This is a genomic window from Corynebacterium ulcerans, from assembly GCF_900187135.1.
Classification (GTDB): Bacteria; Actinomycetota; Actinomycetes; order Mycobacteriales; family Mycobacteriaceae; genus Corynebacterium; species Corynebacterium ulcerans.
On the sequence record NZ_LT906443.1, the window covers coordinates 2,411,715 to 2,428,703 of the forward strand.

The following is a 16,989-nucleotide window of genomic DNA, read 5'->3' on the forward strand; positions in this document are numbered from 1 at the left end:
AAAAATTGGGTGAGAAATACCACACTAACATTGTCTACGCATCACCGAGACATCCGACCGGCTAAGCGGCAACTGGTATTTCTGCGCGACCGCCGCTAATCGACGTACGTACCAGCATCGATGACCTCGTTGAGTAGGAAGCCATTCTGAGGGTAATTTGTCTGATTTCTGCTGGTTCTGTTCTTTAGAGGCAACCACAAGATTTAGCGGATCATTAGCAAAGACAAGACGCTGTTCTGCAGTCCATGCGTGGGCACCCATGTCCCATGCTGCGGATAGTGGGAAAACGTGATCGAGCTCGATGGGCTCTGCGGTGCCGTCAACAGAGATTTTTCGTCCAGAATAAGGGTCGAGAGTCCATCCCGAGCTTAACGAGCATGAATTTGTGAGGTGGGCGTCGTTAAGCGTGGCGGCTAAAACCGCGACTCTCGTGTTGCACCGTGAATGAGGGGCGGGTCCCCATGAGGCACCAAAATACTCTCGTTTGTAACCGAGAACCGTCGTTCTTTGTTTGACGGTGGGGAGATCTGCAAATTCCCGCGAATGGGGAATCGTGAAAGCGATCAGCAATAGTGTGGCTGTCGCTAGGAGAAAGAAAAGAAGGCGCCGCATTCCTTTTAGACGGAACGCGGCGCTCGTTCGGTTCCTACGCAGAGGCGGAGTAGGAGGCGGCCGGGGTGGAGCTTTCTTCGGTTTCGGTTGTGAGGTCTCTGGCCTTATCAAACGTGGACAGCACCTTAGCCTGTGGGGGAGGCGTTGCAAGGGATACCACAATCATGACGATTCCTCCGCCAAAGAAGCCTGGGACGATTTCGTAGAGGGCATCTCCTAGCGACGACATTCCCCATGCGAAGCACACCACAGCGCCTGTCACCATACCGGCGATTGCGCCTGGAACATTGAGGCGTCGCCAATAAAGCATGCACAAGACAAGGGGGCCAAAGGCTGATCCAAAGCCTGCCCATGCAAAGCCTACGAGACCGAGAATGGAATCGGAAGGGTTAATGGCAAGTACTCCGGCGACAATGGCAACCCCAACCACTGCAGTGCGAGACAGGTTGATCATCACTGACTCACTAGGAAGGGTTTTTTTGAACGCCTTGAAGAGGTCTTCGATCAAAGACGTAGACGTGACCAAAAGCTGTGAAGCAATCGTAGACATGATGGCGGCAAGAACGGCTGTGAGGATGAGACCGCCGATGAGCGGGTGGAAGAGCACGCGACCCATGTCGAGGAAGATTGTCTCGTAGGACTTCTGATCCACGATGGAGAAGTTTTTGTTCTGGCCAAAGAATGCTGTGCCGATTATTGCCGTGAACGTGGCTCCAGCGATGGACAGCACCATCCAGCCCACGCCGATCCAACGGGCGCGTCGTGCGTCGGAAGGCGTCCGTAGAGCCATAAAACGGACGATGATGTGCGGTTGCCCGAAGTATCCCAATCCCCAGGCCAGGTTGCCGATTAAGGCGGCCGCTGACACACCGGAGATCATAGAAAAGTAGTGGGGATTGCCGATGCCATCGGTGTGCGGACCGTAATCATTATGAGATGCCCATGTCCACATCGAGGAGGGGTCGTCTAGGTAGATAAGCGCCATAACCGGGACGATGACCAGCGAGACAAACATGATGGTTCCTTGAACTGCGTCTGTATAAGAAACCGCAAGGAAACCGCCGACGAAAGTATAAACAACCGTGATGCAGGCGACGATCATCATGCCGTCGATATAGGCACTTCCAAAGGTGGACTCAAAGTAACGTCCCCCCGATACCATCCCCGAAGATACGTAGAAGGTGAAAAATACGATAATAACGATGGAACTGACAATGCGTAGAACGCGGGATTGATCCATGAGACGGTTCTCAAAGAACGAAGGCAGCGTGATGGAATTGTTAGCAACCTCGGAATATGCGCGTAGTCGCGGGGCAACCCATCTCCAGTTAGCCCACGAGCCGATGAGTAGTCCCACTGCGATCCATAGTTCAGACATACCCGTTACAAACAAAGCTCCTGGCAAGCCCATGAGTAGCCAGCCAGACATATCTGAGGCGCCAGCTGATAAAGCTGCTACAAAGGGGTTAAGATCGCGCCCGGCTAACACAAAGTCGTCGTATTGGTCAGTTTTTTTATAACTCCAATAGCCAATCGCGAGCATCGCGCCCATATATATCATGATGGCAACGATGAACCACGTATGTTCAGACACCACAACCTCCAAAAATTATTCTCTCAAACACTACCTGACCGTTACGGAATATCTTCACAAGCTGGTAAGACTAAGTAGATGACTACCCACCTGCTCCATGGACTTTGGCTCAAGGCCTCTGGTCTGCATTTGTGGATAGAACAGGTGGAAGGCCATAAAATTGTGACGGCTGATTCTGTGCCGGAGGGGACATTTCCCCCGCAAATTATGGGGATTCTTGCAGGAAAACGCTTTAACCATAGGGTGCGTACTACCTTGCTTACACCCAAAGGGCGGGAGGTTACTCTTCCTCTTCCTACTGTGGCGTTTACCCCCGAACAAGCGGTGAGCGTTTTAGCGACCATCGCTGCAGTTACCCCCATGACGGCTACTGTGGATCAGCGCTCAAGTATTGCTCCCGACCTTGTGTGGTTAGTCCGTATGTATGAAGGACTGACGCAGTTTGTCAGAGCTGGGCGAGTTACCATCAAGATGAGTTTTGCCGACCACCAGTGGTGGCCCATGTGGCAGCTTTCTTCTGGGCTTTCAGAACGCGGATGGATAGCACAGATGACAGCGGCGGCGCCCGGTGTATTAGTGGCAAACGGCGGAACTGCGGTTGCTGAAGATATTGCAGATGAGCTTCCCCATTGGATTGCGCATTCGCTGTTGCAAGGACTAGCTGCTGAGCCGCGGCCCACAGAATGGCACAATTTTTCTAGTGCCCTGCTCCACAGCACGGCGCTGCGTAAAGGGACTGCCCAGTTGGTTTCTGCGCTTAATTCCTGGAAAGACTCTATTGCCTCTGTAAATCTACAGATCGTTTTCCTCGTTGAGGAGCCACCTAAAGAAGACGACTCTGTCATGGATCCCATAGACATCCTCTGGCCAGTGCGCGTCCAAGTTCGGTCTGGCGTAGATTCTCCGCAACCCATCGTGGTCAGTAAGTTCGATCGAGCTACGGTGGAAAGACTCCAGGCGCTTTTGCGGGAAGCGATTGTGGTTACGCCTCTGCTAGATCCGACGAGGGAACACACAAACTCTCTTCAACGGTATGTGCTTCAACGGGCGGACAACGCAGGGGACTGGGATTGTTACCTTTCTACGGACGAGCTAGTCGAGTTCATCGGTTCCGCTGTGAGCACGTTGAAGTCTCGGGGTTTTGCCGTTATGTTGCCCAGGGCATGGAGCCAGCAGGAGACAAAAGCTCATATCGCCATCGGAGATCCTGCAGAATCATCGACGCAGGCCAAGATCGGCCTAGATAAAATCGTTGACTATAACTGGCGTATTTCTGTGGGAAACGTTGAGCTCAGCGATGAAGAAATGAATGAGCTGGTGCGTTCTAAATCCGGGCTTATTCGTCTTCGCGGCGAATGGGTCATGGCAGACACCGCGGCAGTGAAACGAATCAGCGAGTACATGTCCGAGCTGGCTGCGCAGTCTCGGAAACGAAAACGCGCGGAGCTGGATCATGCAATGATGGTGGCTCAGCTAGCTAAAGCGAATGATCAACCTGGGTGGCAGCAGTTGGAAGCCCATGCTGAAACCCTTGCCGAACGCTTTAACAACGAATTCGCCGATTTCGGGCAGGTGACTCTCGCTGAGCTACGCGAAATCGCTATAAAAGCTGCGGAAAAAGAACCAGTCGAGTTTCAGGGATCAACGTGGCATACAGCCCTGGTTGGTGGACTTGTTTCTCAGGACATCCCAGCGCCTCAGCGTATTGAGCTACCAGACACTGTGCATGCGACCTTGCGCGAATACCAACGCAGGGGCGTCGATTGGCTAGCGTGGATGTCTAGCAACGGCCTTGGCGCTGTGCTTGCCGACGACATGGGGTTGGGCAAAACACTACAGTTGCTGTCCCTGGAGGCCGCGGAGCGGGCAGAACAATCAGAAGGGCAGCGCGGTCCTACACTCGTCGTAGCTCCCACATCAGTAGTGGGAAACTGGGCTCGGGAAGCTCACAAGTTTGTTCCTAGTCTGCGGGTTCTTGTTCATCACGGTTCATCCCGTTTGCGCGATGCGGCCTTCCTAGAAAAAGCACAGGCAAGTGACATCGTGGTGACTAGTTATGGAACGATTGCACGAGATCATCAGCTTCTTTCCCACATACAGTGGGAGCGTGTGGCCTTAGATGAGGCACAGCAGATTAAAAACTCGGCGACTAAAGTTTCCAAAGCTGTACGAGCGATGCCGTCAAAGCACAGAATCGCATTGACCGGAACCCCGGTGGAAAACCGTCTTTCTGAGATGCGATCAATTCTTGATTTCTGCAATCCGGGTGTCCTAGGCTCTGCGTCCTTCTTCCGAAACCACTTTGCCAGGGCTATTGAGCGTGAACAAGATGAGGCTATGACGGAGCGGCTCCGTGCATTGACTGCGCCCTTTGTCCTGCGGAGATTGAAAACCGATCCTAGTATCGTCGATGATCTGCCAGAGAAGACCGAAATTATCCTGACTGTGGACATGAAACCCGAGCAAGCCGCCTTGTATCGGGCTTATGTGGAAGACATACAGAAACAGATTGACCAGGCAGAGGGGATCTCTAAACGCGGTTTAGTGCTGTCTGCTTTGACCAAAATTAAGCAGATCTGTAACCATCCGGCGCATTTTTTGGGTGATGATTCCGATGTCACTGTAAAAGGTAAGCATCGGTCGGGAAAAGTGGAAGAACTTATGCGTCTGGTCTCGGACGCCGTGGAATCGGAACAGAAGCTCCTCATATTCACACAGTATCGGGTTTTTGGAGAGATTCTTGCTCCGTATCTTTCGGATTACTTTGGCACGCAGATTCCTTTCCTCCATGGCGGTGTAAGCAAGATCGGGCGTGATCGCATGGTAGAGAATTTCCAGAGTCCGGAGGGGCCGCCGGCTATGATTTTGTCTCTTAAAGCAGGCGGCACCGGTTTGAACCTTACGGCTGCCTCCATAGTCGTTCACATGGATCGTTGGTGGAATCCTGCAGTAGAAAACCAGGCAACTGACCGTGCCTTCAGGATCGGGCAGCGCAAAGACGTCACCGTTTATAAAATGATTACCGCAGGCACGTTGGAAGAATCGATTCAGGATATTCTCGATGGCAAAACTGAACTGGCCTCCGCCGTTGTCGGCGAGGGGGAAGGCTGGCTAACAGAACTTTCTCCTGAAGAACTCGCCATGCTCATGAGTTATAGAGGAAGGGACACCTAACATGCCTCAGCGTCCTTCCAAAGATAACGTCATCTATGCAAACTTCGGGGCAAAGAAGCGAGTATCTTCTCCCGAGGAGCTACCGGATTTGCGGGAAACCACGCAATTTAACGCTGTGGCACGCAAAGTACGCGATCTTGTGCACCACCATACAGACCAAGGGCGTCTGAAAAGAGGGCGCGATTACGCTAGAAATAACAGTGTTCTTAACTTGAAACTCGATGGCTCGGCGATTTCTGCTGATGTGGTCGGGTCTCAGAATGAGCCATTTCGCGTGACTATTTCTCTGCCGTATCGCGATACAGATGATTTAGCTGCTGTTACTGCCGAGCTGGCTGAATTACCTAACGGAATTAAGCGGGCAAAAGAGGGAAAACTCAGCGAGGATGTGGCCGAGATCTTGATCGGGTCACATGCACAGTTTTGGTGTGATTGCCCCGACCATGTGGTGTGTTGCAAACATGCTGTGGCAGTGGCCTACGCTGCGGCGGATCGGCTGGAAACAGAACCGCTGTTAGCTTTTGAAATGCGCGGTTTGGACTTACTCAAATTAGAGCAGTCGCTCACGATGCAAGCGCGTTCCATCAGCGAACGCGACGTGAAAAGCCATTTTTGGGACGGAAAAACCTTGCCAGACCTTCCTACTCCTAAAAAGGCACCAGCTTTAGAGGACTCGGACGAATCTTTGTTGCGCAAAGCCATGCGTTTAGTGTCTTTGACCTCTATTGACGAGCTCAAGGCCGTCGCGGATATCGAAGACCTGTACTATCATCTCACCCGCGAGTAGGGGTGGCTGGGTGTCTTTGGTGTTGAAGGAGCATGGTAGACAAAGTTCATGACCGTCACCTTTTTGCACACCTCAGATCTTCAGATCGGAATGATCAGGTGGTTCCTTGATTCCGATGCTCAGGCGCGTTTCGACGATGCCCGCATCAACGCCATCACTCGTCTAGGGGCCATTGCGGAGGAGATGAACTGCGAGTTCATTGTGATGTCAGGGGATGTTTTCGAACACAATTCTTTGGAGAAGAAAACATCAGGTAGGGCCTTGGAAGCATTAAAGAAACTTCCGGTGCCCGTATATCTTTTATCGGGAAATCACGATCCACTTGTCGCAGATTCCTTGTTTTATCAGGCGGAAAATATGGAAAACGTCCATGTTTTATCTGACTCCAGCCCTGTTGAGGTTCGCAGAGGCGTTGAGATTGTGGGCGCACCGCTGACAACCAAGCGTGCTACATATGACGTTCTGGGCGGTGCGTTAGGAGCGCTGACACCTACTGATGCCATTCGAATCGCAGTCGGACACGGACAAACTGAAGCGAGAACGAATGACATCGTTCCCGATTTAATAAACCTAGATTTAGCGGAAAGTAAACTTGCTGATGCGTCCGTGGACTATATTGCGCTGGGTGATACGCACTCAACCCAAGCAGTAGGGGAGACCGGTCGAATGTGGTACTCGGGAGCTCCAGAAACCACTGATTTTTATGAAGTAGCAACTGGTGGCGGTGAAACTGATTCTGGAAATGTATTAGTGGTAACGGCAGGCAAAGGTACCGCCGAGGTTGCAAAAATTCCCTGTGGAGCGTGGATTTTTGAGGCGCTTACTGTATCTATCAACTCCCAAGAAGAAGCGGAAGCTTTCATCTCAACGCTTGAGACATATCCAGACAAGTCCACGACCGTCATCAAATATGCGCTGCAGGGCACTGTTTCACTGGCCACAATGAAGTATCTTGAACAGGAGATAGCACGGCTCCAACCCATCTTTGCAGCGTTATATGAGAGGCCTAGGCTCATGGATTTTCATGTCGAGCCATCCGATGAAGAACTCTCTGATTTAGGCCTTTATGGTTTTGCCAAAACTACGTTAGAAGAACTCGCAGCAGCGGATAACCAGACTGCTCGCGATGCGGTCAATCTGTTATTCCGGCTGAGCAAGGAGCAATAATTCACGATGCGTATTCATAACATACAAATCCAGGATATGCGTTCCATTGATCATTTGGAATTGCGTGATCTCCCGGAAAAAGGCGTTATCGTGATCGCTGGTGATAATGAGTTGGGCAAGTCCACCATTATGGAGGCGATCTCGATAACTCTGGGGGAGCAGTACTCTACGGGTAAAAAGAACATTCGTGACATTAAACCTGTGGATAAGGATGTCCCTACTAAAACTTCTTTGACTGCCACCATCGGTCCATACACTTTTACAATTTCTAAGACATGGAATAACTCTCGGGCCGCTGAACTTGTGATTCATGCTCCCATTCCTGGAAACTATGCAGGTAGGGAGGCTGAAAATAAGCTTTCTGCGATTCTTGATGAGCATCTAGACGTCCATTTACGTGATGTTTTGTTCATGGAACAAGGAAAGTATGACGTTACATTTGCTGCTGCAGGCATTCCTTCACTAAGCGCTGCACTAGGAACTGGGGAGTCAATTAACAAAGCTGAAGATAATGAACTGATTTCTGCTGTTGAAAAGGAATTCAAACGCTATTATTCGGGACAGAAAATAAAGAAAAATGGTGAGTTAGATAAAGCTCTCAATGAGCTGGATAAAGCACAGGGTGCCCTTGACGAGGTTACTCGTAGAAGCATTGAGCTCGAAGGACGAGTTAGCCGTATTAGTGCCATCACTCAGCGGAAAGCTATAGCGGAGGAGCAGCTTCCTCACGCGAAAAAAGAATGTGCAGAAGCACAAGAAAAGTGGGAAGCGGTACAAAAGCGCATACAAGAGGTTGCATTGGTGCAATCAGAAGTTGATCGCTTACTTGAACAGGTTGAATATAGTGAGCGTTTACTTCTTCAGCGGAAAGAGAAGACGGAGCACCAAGCAACTGAAGAAGCTGAGTTGGCTGCGTCGAAGCAAAGTTTAGTGGAGGAACAAGCCAAGGCTGAGCTAGAAGAAAAACATATTTCTGAGTTGAATAAGGAAAAACAAGAGGTACAGCAGCAGTTAAAAGGAGAACGAGAGCAGCTGTCTTCTCTTCGGAAGGAGAGTGCCTTAGCAAAAGCTTTTCAACATCAAGAAGAGCTAGCCGCGGCTAAGGAAGAACTAGCGGCTCTGGATAAAAAACTCGCTGCAATTACGAGTTTTCCTCGTGTGGCAGATACCCAACTGGAAGATGCTGAACGTGCCTACGCAGAGCATCGAGTTGCGGTGGAGCTACGAGATGCAAGCGCTGCTTCTATTCTGATTCGCTCAGATGAGCCCGCCTCTGTAACGCTGGATGGCGTCTCGATTCATGCCGATGATGTAGCTCAAAGTTTTGCTATTGGTACAGAAACTATGCTCAAAGTCGGTTCCGTGGAAGCAACTTTTTCTCCAGGATCCGCGGCGCGTGTGGGCAATGCTGAAGTTGAAGAGTCAGAAGCTGCATTAAAGGTGGCGCTCGGTAAAGCCGCTGATTTAGAAGAACTTCGGAACTGGCACAGGCAAGGCCGGATTGAAGAAAACAAGAGGCAACAGCTCCTGCACGAGAAACAACGGAAAACAATGGAGGTAGATAACCTCCAACGGCAGAGCACTGTGCTTGAAGATGAGCTAGAAGAAGCACACAAGCCGGATAAGACTGTAGCTCAGTTTGAAGAACTTATAGAATCAACCCAAGCCCGAATTGAAGAACTCGGGCACAACATCGCGCACATAGAAATCTCATTGGCGCCGTGGATCGACGGCAACGCGAGGAAAAACGCGGCGGTGAAGCGTGCTGTGGTAGAAGAATCAGAGAAGAGAATTTCTGCGAATCGTGAAGCTCTGGAGCAGGAAGAAAAGCAAGCTCCGCTTGAAAAGCTTGAAAAAGACCTTGCTGGCGCGCAGAAGAGACATGAAGAAGCGGTTGTAAAACTTGAAGCGCTATCTGCTGATGTGGACGCATCGTTAGCCAAGGGACTCTTTGAGGGGGCACAAGCGAAAGTAGCTGACTTAGAGCGAACCATCTTGACCAGCGATGCTGATCTTAGGGCTCTGGAAGAGATGATTTCTTTATCTACAGGGGTAGCAGAAAAAGTAGATGTGGCCACTGCGGCTGTTGAAGTAGCGGAACGGCGACTGAATTCAGTACAACGTAGAGCTGAGGCAGCGAAGCTACTTTTTGAGACGTTGGTTCGTAACCGTGAAGAAGCACGGCGACAATATGCGCAACCTTTTGTTGAGCAGCTAGCGCGGTTGGCTGCCCCCGTGTTTGGTACCGAGGTGAGTTTTAATCTGGATGAGAACTTAGCAGTGGTTGCTCGTACTTCCGGAAACAAGACTGTTGCCGTCAAAGATCTTTCAGGAGGGGCGCAAGAGCAACTGGCAATTCTGACTCGGTTTGCAGTGGCTGGGTTGGTAAGCGATGAATCCGTGCCGGTGTTTGTTGATGATGCCTTAGGTTCCACAGACACGACGCGGCAACGGCTTATGGCTATGCTGTTTAGCGAGTTAGGGAAAAACACGCAGGTCTTCGTTTTAACATGTGTGCCTGATCGGTACTCTTATGTTGTAGGAAAACACCAGTACGATATGGCGGAACTATTGACATAAAGCAAAAGGCGGCAGCTGGTAGATAGCTGCCGCCTTAATACGTATGGGCCTATGCTTGTTTGATTGCAGAGCCTTCGATCTCAATCTTTATTTCTTCAGAAAGCAAAACGCCACCGGTTTTAAGAGGAGCGTTGAAGTCTACGCCGAAATCCGTTCGATTGATCTTAGTGCTGGCCTCAAAACCCAATCGGGTGTTACCAAAAGGATCTTCTGCGATCCCATCGATGGATACATCAAGATTTACTTGCTTGGTCACACCTTTAATCGTTAGATCACCTGTGACCGTGGCTTTGTCGCCAGACACGGAAACGCTGGTGGAAGCAAAAGTCATTTCGGGGAACTCTGCCACATTAAAGAAGTCGGAGCCCCGTACGTGGTTGTCGCGATCGTCATTGCCAGTGGTAATCGATTCGGTTCGGATGGTTGCGTTAACGGTGCCTGTCGACTCATCCACGGTGATTGTGGAAGTGAAATCGCTAAAGTGGCCTCGAACTTTTGTAACCATGGCGTGACGTGCAACGAAACCGATAGTGGTGTGCGCGGGATCTAATACATAAGTTCCATTCAGATGGCTCATGGGGTGCTCCTGTCTAATAAATTTATTTTTTGCTGTCGTATCAACAATCTCAACCATACATTACTTTGGTGATATGTCAACTAAAGCTCTAAAGAAATTTTCCGATCTTATTATTGCAGGTAATTGGCCCTAAATTCTAGTGTCTGTCGCACTTTCTCTATTTTCATTTAGCTGGAAATGAGTCTAGTCTTTACACTCATGACAACTCCGAGGTGGCTCAATGATGAAGAACAATCCCTGTGGCGTCTGATGCTTGCTGCAAATCGAAAAGTTAGTAGGGGAATCGACGATACGTTGCAGGCGGGGCCAGGGCTAACTTCTCCGGAGTTTGCGGTTCTAGTGAATCTTTCAGAAAGCCCTGATCATATTGTTCGGCTTCGTGATTTGTGCATCTCGCTTAATTGGGATCGGAGTCGTACGTCTCACCAGATCACGAGAATGGAAAAGCGTGGCCTGGTGGCTAAGAAACGGTGCCCGGATGATGCACGAGGAGTTTACGTGCAGCTGACACGGGAAGGGGAAGAGCGGTTGCGTTCTGCGGCACCTGGGCATGTAGAGGTTGTTCGGAAATTGGTGTTTGATGCAATGACTCCAGAACATGCAGCCGTCTTACGTGATTATTTCGAAAAGATCGTGGCTGTAGATTTTGATCCGGATGACTATCTGGGTAGATAAATCAGGGATTTCTCGGGGGTTTCCCCGATGCTAAGGTCCTGATGATTGCGGCATTATGAAAGGGCAGGGTAATCAGATATTCGATAGAGAAGGACTTTTAAACATGGATACGCATTTTTATGGGCGACGCCTCGTCCGGAGCACTACCCAGAATTGGGTTGGTGGAGTCCTCAGTGGTATCGGGGAGACCTACGGAATCAATGTCACTCTCCTTCGGCTTCTCTTTGTTGCGAGCATTCTCCTGCCGGGGCCGCAGGTTCTTCTTTATATCGTTGCATGGTGCATCATGCCCAAGTATTAGGACTTGTCAAAAGGAGGTCATGATCACTATCGATCATGACCTCCTTTGTGTATTAAGCGGCCAACCTTCCTAATTCGGTATCCACATGAGCGGAAAATTTAGCTAGGACGTCGGCAAGCGCACGTGGGGAAGACTCCATGACTTTAACTCCGTGACCTCGTAAGGTGTCGGCGTGGAAGCTGTCTGTGTCACCGATAATAAGCACCGGTTTTGCCTGCAAGGCGGCGATGGCTTCGCGTGTGATCCCCTTGCTGACGTCGATAATGGCGCATTCCACAGTTTCTAGCTTTGCGGCTTGTGACGTGGCATTTGCTTCCCAGGGCACTGTCACTGCGGCTAACTTTGGTGGAAGATTGCGGAGGATGTCGTGGGCGAGGTCTGTGCTGGCATAGATTCCTGTGGTGCTGATCATGGTGATTCGTCTCCCGAAAGGTTCCTGAGGTGGGCTCTTTTAATTCTTATGTAAAAGGATAGGAATCATATCGATCATTGTCGATGATTGTTTATGATCGAAATTGGGGCATAAGATAAGGGGATGGAGCAGCACGAACGGCACAGGGTCATCATTCGAGCAGTGGACTCTGGAGGGAAAACGATCGCGCAGTTATGCGAAATTACGGGAGCCTCTGCGGTGACAATTAGACGCGATTTGTCTGAATTGGATGCATTGGGGGCAGTGGACAGGGTTCGTGGTGGGGCTCGGCCAGCACATCGACGTGGTGCGCACTACCCGCTGGAGCTTCGTAAGCATGAACAACCAGCCGCTAAGCGGGCGATAGCAAAGGAAGCGGCGAGAATGGTTGATTCGGGATTTAGCGTGCTCGTGGATTCTGGCACGACTCCGTTAGAAGCTGCGAAGCTCTTGGCTGGAAAAGACATACACGCGCTAGCACTATCCCTTTATGCAGGGGCTGCGTTAGCGCGTGGGTCGGAAACATCTGTTTTGATACCCGGTGGTGACGTGAATAATGAAGATTTAGCGATCTGGGGTGCAGCAGCTGTGGAAACTGTGCTCTCTATGCGCTTTGATCTTGCTTTTATAGGCGTTTGTGCCTGTGATCCGTCGGTCGGGGTTATGTCTCCAAATCTCAACGAGGCGACACTTAAACGTGCGGTCTTTCAAGCGTCGCGACGCGTCGTTGTCCTTGCTACTCCGGAAAAATTTTCCCGAGTCTCATCGCACAGGGTTGCCACTTTTGACCAGGTGGACACGGTGATCACGACAAACGATATTGATATGGACATCGTTGAGCGCCTCACCGAGTTGGGGACAAATGTGGTGATGGTTCCCGCTTTTGATGAGTGAACTTTTCCGGAAGATTACTGCGCTTGATGCGGTATAGGGATTGGGTTCTTGCCTCCATCGCGCAGTAGGAGAAGGGTGTGCCTGATATCTGCTTGTAATGCCTCAAACAGCTTAAGGTCTCCTTTTCGTAGTGCTTCTTCTGCTTGGGTGTGGATGCTGTCCATGTATTCGCAGAGGTTAATCTCCTTAGGGAACTGCTGTTTGCACCATTCGAGGTTGGACTTGCCATAGGATGCGGCGTTGGCTACGCCTACCCCTGAGGTGAGTCCGACTGCGATTGCTGCTACCGCCAGTTTTGTGGTTATTTTGCGAATCTTCAAGAGGTTTCCTTTCGGTAAAAGGGGTGGTTATTTCATCTACAAAATTAGCTCATATTAATTTATTTATTAACTAATTTTGTTTTAAATCACACTTATAATTTTTTACTTTTGCCGGTGGTGAAAGGGGGTGTTGGGGCGTGGAGGGGTGATTGTCGTTTTTGAGAACGCTAGAGGGGGTCTGTGTGTAAAACGCCAGGTGGAATTCTCTAGCGTTCTCAAAAACGACAAACGGGCAATGTTTGGTACGTGATCCTCGATTAGTGCGATGAGATTGGCACTCAAAATCCTGCATTTTCATAGACAAAGTCCTCATACTGTGCGGCAAAGGGGCCTTTTGTCTATGGAAATGCAGGTTGGGGGTGGTGTGGATAGGCTGTAGAAGGGTGCGTGGAAAAACTAAGAGTAAAACCTTCCCACTAGTGGCTAGCTGGTTTGCGTTGGTTGCACTAGTGGGGCGGATTAAGCCTGCTTCGCAGGCTGGCCTAGAAGTTGATGGCATCCCAAGCAAATCTTGGCTGCACAAGTAGATAATTCTTCATCTGAGCTGGGGGTTAAGTTAGCCGTTATCTGTCTCCTGTGCAGCTACGTATTTTTGAGGTGTGTTTGCGTGTGCGATCGTCGGGGTTGAAAAAACTAGAGCAACACCGCAAGCGAGTGATATAAGCGCTTTTATGAAAGACCCCCAAAACGCTTAAAAAGATAAAGAAAACCTCCTCCTACCAAGAACTTTGCTGGTAGGAGGAGGTTTTTTAAAAAGTGTCCCCGACAGGATTCGAACCTGCGACCTTTGGTACCGGAAACCAATGCTCTATCCACTGAGCTACGGAGACGCGCTGAATACAACGGATGTAATTCTAACTCATAATGCTCAAAAATACGAAGACGCCCCCTATCGACGGAGTCAAAGGGGGCGTGACGTGGGGGTTATGGAGACTAGTCTACAACCACGCAAATGAGGGTACGAGGACCGTGCACACCTTCAACACGGTTCAACTCGATGTCTGATGTGGCGGAAGGGCCGGAGATCATCGTGTTGGGGCGTGTGTGATCAAGCTGTGCAACCATCTCTGGAACGCCATAGACTACGTTGTCCATGCGGACGATGCAGACGTGGCAGTCAGGTACGAGAGTCAGCGCGCGGCGACCACAAACCTCGTTGGAAACCAGGCAAATGGTACCGGTTTGAGCGGAGCTCACATGGGAATCAGTGACCACAGCGTCGACGTCGTTAAGCAGGCGGGGATCGCTTGCATGATCGTCGGCTACAGCCTTGCCCTCAAAGTCTGCGAACAGTGCAGCATCGAGGCCTTCTGCGTAACGGATCTCTTTGGCTCCACGGGAATTCAGAACCTCTGCGATGCTGTCAGCCAGCTCAGCGTCAGTGGTCTGAACAACCTGTGCCTTGTAGTCCAGGAGGCGATCAATAAGCAGCTCTTTGAGCTCTTCGCGGGGGAGCTCGGTCTTAGTGATGTATTCACGGACTACTGGATAGGCGCCCTCGGGAACACCAGCAAGTTTGTTGGCGTTGCGGATGCGCTCGAGGATCTCAGTTTTGGCATCCATGGTTAGTTCTCCTTCTTCTGGTTAGCAGCAGGATCGTTGGGGCGGATGCCTTCGTTGCGGGCGTCGGCAAGCAACTGTTGTGCTTCCTCGGAATCGAACCACTGGCGGAAGGACTTCTTTGGTGGAACAGCGGTGTCGCGAACATCAGTCCATCCGGCCAAGAAGCTCGGCAGGTGGGTGATCTTGCCTTTGGAACCACCAAGGATGCGGCCCATAAAGACCATGCGGGTGATCATGTTCCAGAGCTTTGCATTGCCCCATGCGAGCTGCATGCTGCCCATGAGAGCCTTCTCGATCTTCGGAGCATCTGTCTCGACCTTCTTGTGGCGAAGCTCCAGCAGGATGTCCGTGAATGGGATCTTGACGGGGCAGACCTCGTTGCATCGACCACACAGGGAGGATGCGTAAGGGAGATAGGCGTTTGGATCGTGCTTATCTTTCATGCCGGTCATCTGAGGCGAAAGGATCGCTCCGATGGGGCCTGGGTAGGTCGAGCCATACGCGTGGCCACCGGCGCGTTCGTAGACCGGGCAAACGTTGAGGCATGCAGAACAACGGATGCACTTGAGTGCTTCGCGGCCGAGTTCGTCAGCAAGAACTGCGGTTCGTCCGTTATCGACAAGGACGATGTGGAAGTTCTTCGGGCCGTCGCCTTCGGTGACACCGGACCATGTGGAGACATAAGGTGCCTGGCGCTCGCCGGTGGAGGAACGGGGGAGGAGCTGCAAAAAGACCTCAAGATCCTTGAAAGTGGGGAGGATCTTCTCGATGCCCATGACTGAAATCAGGGTCTCCGGGAGGGTCAAGCACATGCGGCCATTGCCTTCGGACTCCATGATGGTGACGGTTCCGGTTTCTGCAATGCCGAAGTTGGCACCAGAAATAGCAACCTTTGCCTTCATGAACTGTTCGCGTAGGAAGGAACGCGATGCCTCTGCGAGCTCAGCAGGCTCGGAAGAGAGAGAGTCGTCAGTGTTGGGCATCTCGCGGATGAAGATGTCGCGAATCTCCGCACGGTTACGGTGAATAGCCGGAACCAGGATGTGAGATGGCTTGTCCTTACCCAGCTGAACGATGAGCTCTGCAAGGTCGGTCTCGCGTGCGGAGATGCCGGCCTCGCGGAGGCGGGAGTTGAGGCCAATTTCCATGGTTGCCATGGACTTGATCTTGACCACGTTCTTCTCGCCGGTCTCCTGAACCAGCTTGGTCACGATGTTTCCGGCCTCTTCAGCGTCGCGGGCCCAGTGGACGTGTCCACCGCGTGCGGTGACAGCCTCTTCAAACTGGACCAGGAGCTCGTCGAGACGCTGTCCCACGTCGCGCTTGATTCCAGAACCTGCTTCACGGACAGCTTCCCAGTCGGGCATTTCTGCCGTGACGTTGAGGCGCTTACCGCGAATCGTGGTGGTTGCCTTGGTCAAATTACGACGCTGGGTTGCGTTGTAAAGCTCATGGTGCGCGGCATGAACAAAGTTCTCGTCGCCACGAAGCTGGCTAATTTCCGATGCGCGAGGTGGCATCGTGGGGGTTCCAAGTGAGACGCTCACAGCATTACCTCTCGGGAGTAGGCGGCGGAATCGGGAGTCCAAGGGTGTTCCTTGGTGGAAGCTAGGATCTCTGCGATATGAATGGCACGAATGCCCACGTGTTTGCGGGACAGGTTTCCAGCGATGTTCATCAAGCAAGAAGAGTCGCCACCGGTGATGTACTCAGCACCAGTGATCTCGATGTTGCGAGTCTTGTCGGAGACCATTGCAGCGGAGGTTTCGGCATTCTTCAGGGAGAAGGTGCCACCGAATCCACAGCATTCTTCCTTGTTGGGAAGTTCCACAAGCTCCATGCCTGCCACCTTGGAGAGTAGGCGGTAAGGGCGGTCACCCAATTTGATAAAGCGGAGACCGTGGCAGGAAGGGTGGTACGTGACCTTGTGTGGGAAGAATGCTCCGACGTCTTCCACTCCAGCGACATCAATGAGGAACTCGGGGAGATCAAGAGACTTCTTAGCTGCATCACGTGCGCCAGCTGCCAAAGTCTTATCGCCATACCTATCTGCGATGTGCTCGTGTTGCTCACGGACTGCGCCGACGCAGGAGCCTGAAGGGGCGACAACGTAATCGATGGAAGGATCGGTGAACGCATCCACATAGTTACGAATCAGTGGGATGGCTTCCTTTTGGTAGCCGGTGTTGACGTGCATCTGGCCGCAGCAGGTCTGGTCTTTAGGAAAGACGACCTCATAACCAAGTCGGGACAATACGAGTGCAGTTGCTTTGGATGCATCGGGGAACATGGCGTCGCCGATACAAGTGGAAAAGAGCGCTACTCTCACGGTA

General features: G+C 51.3%; 15 protein-coding genes and 1 tRNA gene. 7 read left to right on the forward strand and 9 right to left on the reverse strand.

Annotated features, from left to right (window positions below; all coding sequences use genetic code 11):
* Positions 1-24: 24 nt before the first annotated feature.
* Together CKV68_RS10985 and putP are read right to left on the reverse strand one after the other, a co-directional pair.
* Positions 25-612 (reverse strand): HNH endonuclease family protein, encoded by a 588-nt coding sequence (locus tag CKV68_RS10985; protein WP_013911245.1) that lies wholly within the window; start codon positions 610-612, stop codon positions 25-27.
* A 34-nt stretch (positions 613-646) separates the two neighbouring features.
* The gene (gene putP, locus CKV68_RS10990) at positions 647-2,206 is read right to left on the reverse strand and encodes a sodium/proline symporter PutP (protein WP_013911246.1); all 1,560 of its coding nucleotides are present in this window, start codon (positions 2,204-2,206) and stop codon (positions 647-649) included.
* 78 nt (positions 2,207-2,284) lie between these two features.
* On the opposite strand from putP, the gene CKV68_RS10995 reads away from it, so the two are divergent.
* The 4 genes from CKV68_RS10995 to CKV68_RS11010 are packed head-to-tail and all read left to right on the forward strand — an operon-like array spanning position 2,285 to position 9,914.
* On the forward strand, positions 2,285-5,380 hold the full coding sequence (locus CKV68_RS10995) for a DEAD/DEAH box helicase (RefSeq protein ID WP_095076195.1): 3,096 nt from the start codon (positions 2,285-2,287) through the stop codon (positions 5,378-5,380).
* A gap of 1 nt (position 5,381) precedes the next feature.
* Positions 5,382-6,167, forward strand: coding sequence for a hypothetical protein (locus CKV68_RS11000; RefSeq protein WP_095076196.1), 786 nt, complete (start codon positions 5,382-5,384; stop codon positions 6,165-6,167).
* Positions 6,168-6,215: 48 nt separating this feature from the next.
* Complete coding sequence (locus tag CKV68_RS11005; protein WP_095076197.1) at positions 6,216-7,334, forward strand: metallophosphoesterase family protein; 1,119 nt, start codon at positions 6,216-6,218, stop codon at positions 7,332-7,334.
* Positions 7,335-7,340: 6 nt separating this feature from the next.
* Positions 7,341-9,914, forward strand: coding sequence for an AAA family ATPase (locus CKV68_RS11010; RefSeq protein ID WP_095076198.1), 2,574 nt, complete (start codon positions 7,341-7,343; stop codon positions 9,912-9,914).
* Between the two features lie 49 nt (positions 9,915-9,963).
* Here the strand turns inward: CKV68_RS11010 and CKV68_RS11015 are convergent, their stop codons facing one another.
* Positions 9,964-10,491 carry a YceI family protein gene (locus CKV68_RS11015; protein WP_014525607.1) on the reverse strand — a complete coding sequence of 176 codons (528 nt, stop codon included), beginning with the start codon at positions 10,489-10,491 and terminating at the stop codon, positions 9,964-9,966.
* 198 nt (positions 10,492-10,689) lie between these two features.
* On the opposite strand from CKV68_RS11015, the gene CKV68_RS11020 reads away from it, so the two are divergent.
* Positions 10,690-11,166, forward strand: a complete 477-nt coding sequence (locus CKV68_RS11020) for a MarR family winged helix-turn-helix transcriptional regulator (protein ID WP_038618152.1) — start codon at positions 10,690-10,692, stop codon at positions 11,164-11,166.
* A gap of 103 nt (positions 11,167-11,269) precedes the next feature.
* Positions 11,270-11,467 (forward strand): PspC domain-containing protein, encoded by a 198-nt coding sequence (locus CKV68_RS11025; RefSeq protein WP_013911253.1) that lies wholly within the window; start codon positions 11,270-11,272, stop codon positions 11,465-11,467.
* Positions 11,468-11,519: 52 nt separating this feature from the next.
* On the opposite strand, the gene CKV68_RS11030 is transcribed toward CKV68_RS11025, so the two are convergent.
* Positions 11,520-11,879 (reverse strand): hypothetical protein, encoded by a 360-nt coding sequence (locus CKV68_RS11030; RefSeq protein WP_013911254.1) that lies wholly within the window; start codon positions 11,877-11,879, stop codon positions 11,520-11,522.
* A gap of 123 nt (positions 11,880-12,002) precedes the next feature.
* Between CKV68_RS11030 and CKV68_RS11035 the strand changes: the two genes are divergently transcribed.
* The gene (locus tag CKV68_RS11035) at positions 12,003-12,773 is read left to right on the forward strand and encodes a DeoR/GlpR family DNA-binding transcription regulator (protein ID WP_167376978.1); all 771 of its coding nucleotides are present in this window, start codon (positions 12,003-12,005) and stop codon (positions 12,771-12,773) included.
* A gap of 14 nt (positions 12,774-12,787) precedes the next feature.
* Here CKV68_RS11035 and CKV68_RS11040 read toward each other — a convergent pair whose 3' ends face one another.
* From CKV68_RS11040 to CKV68_RS11060, 5 genes are all read right to left on the reverse strand, one after another.
* Positions 12,788-13,093: a hypothetical protein gene (locus CKV68_RS11040; protein ID WP_013911256.1), complete on the reverse strand. Its 306-nt coding sequence runs from the start codon at positions 13,091-13,093 to the stop codon at positions 12,788-12,790.
* A gap of 757 nt (positions 13,094-13,850) precedes the next feature.
* Positions 13,851-13,923 (reverse strand) — tRNA-Arg (locus tag CKV68_RS11045).
* A gap of 103 nt (positions 13,924-14,026) precedes the next feature.
* On the reverse strand, positions 14,027-14,656 hold the full coding sequence (locus CKV68_RS11050; RefSeq protein ID WP_014525613.1) for a LutC/YkgG family protein: 630 nt from the start codon (positions 14,654-14,656) through the stop codon (positions 14,027-14,029).
* A 2-nt stretch (positions 14,657-14,658) separates the two neighbouring features.
* Positions 14,659-16,203: a LutB/LldF family L-lactate oxidation iron-sulfur protein gene (locus CKV68_RS11055; protein WP_013911258.1), complete on the reverse strand. Its 1,545-nt coding sequence runs from the start codon at positions 16,201-16,203 to the stop codon at positions 14,659-14,661.
* Positions 16,200-16,985: a (Fe-S)-binding protein gene (locus tag CKV68_RS11060; RefSeq protein WP_013911259.1), complete on the reverse strand. Its 786-nt coding sequence runs from the start codon at positions 16,983-16,985 to the stop codon at positions 16,200-16,202. The genes CKV68_RS11055 and CKV68_RS11060 overlap by 4 nt, the downstream gene beginning before the upstream one ends.
* Positions 16,986-16,989: the final 4 nt, after the last annotated feature.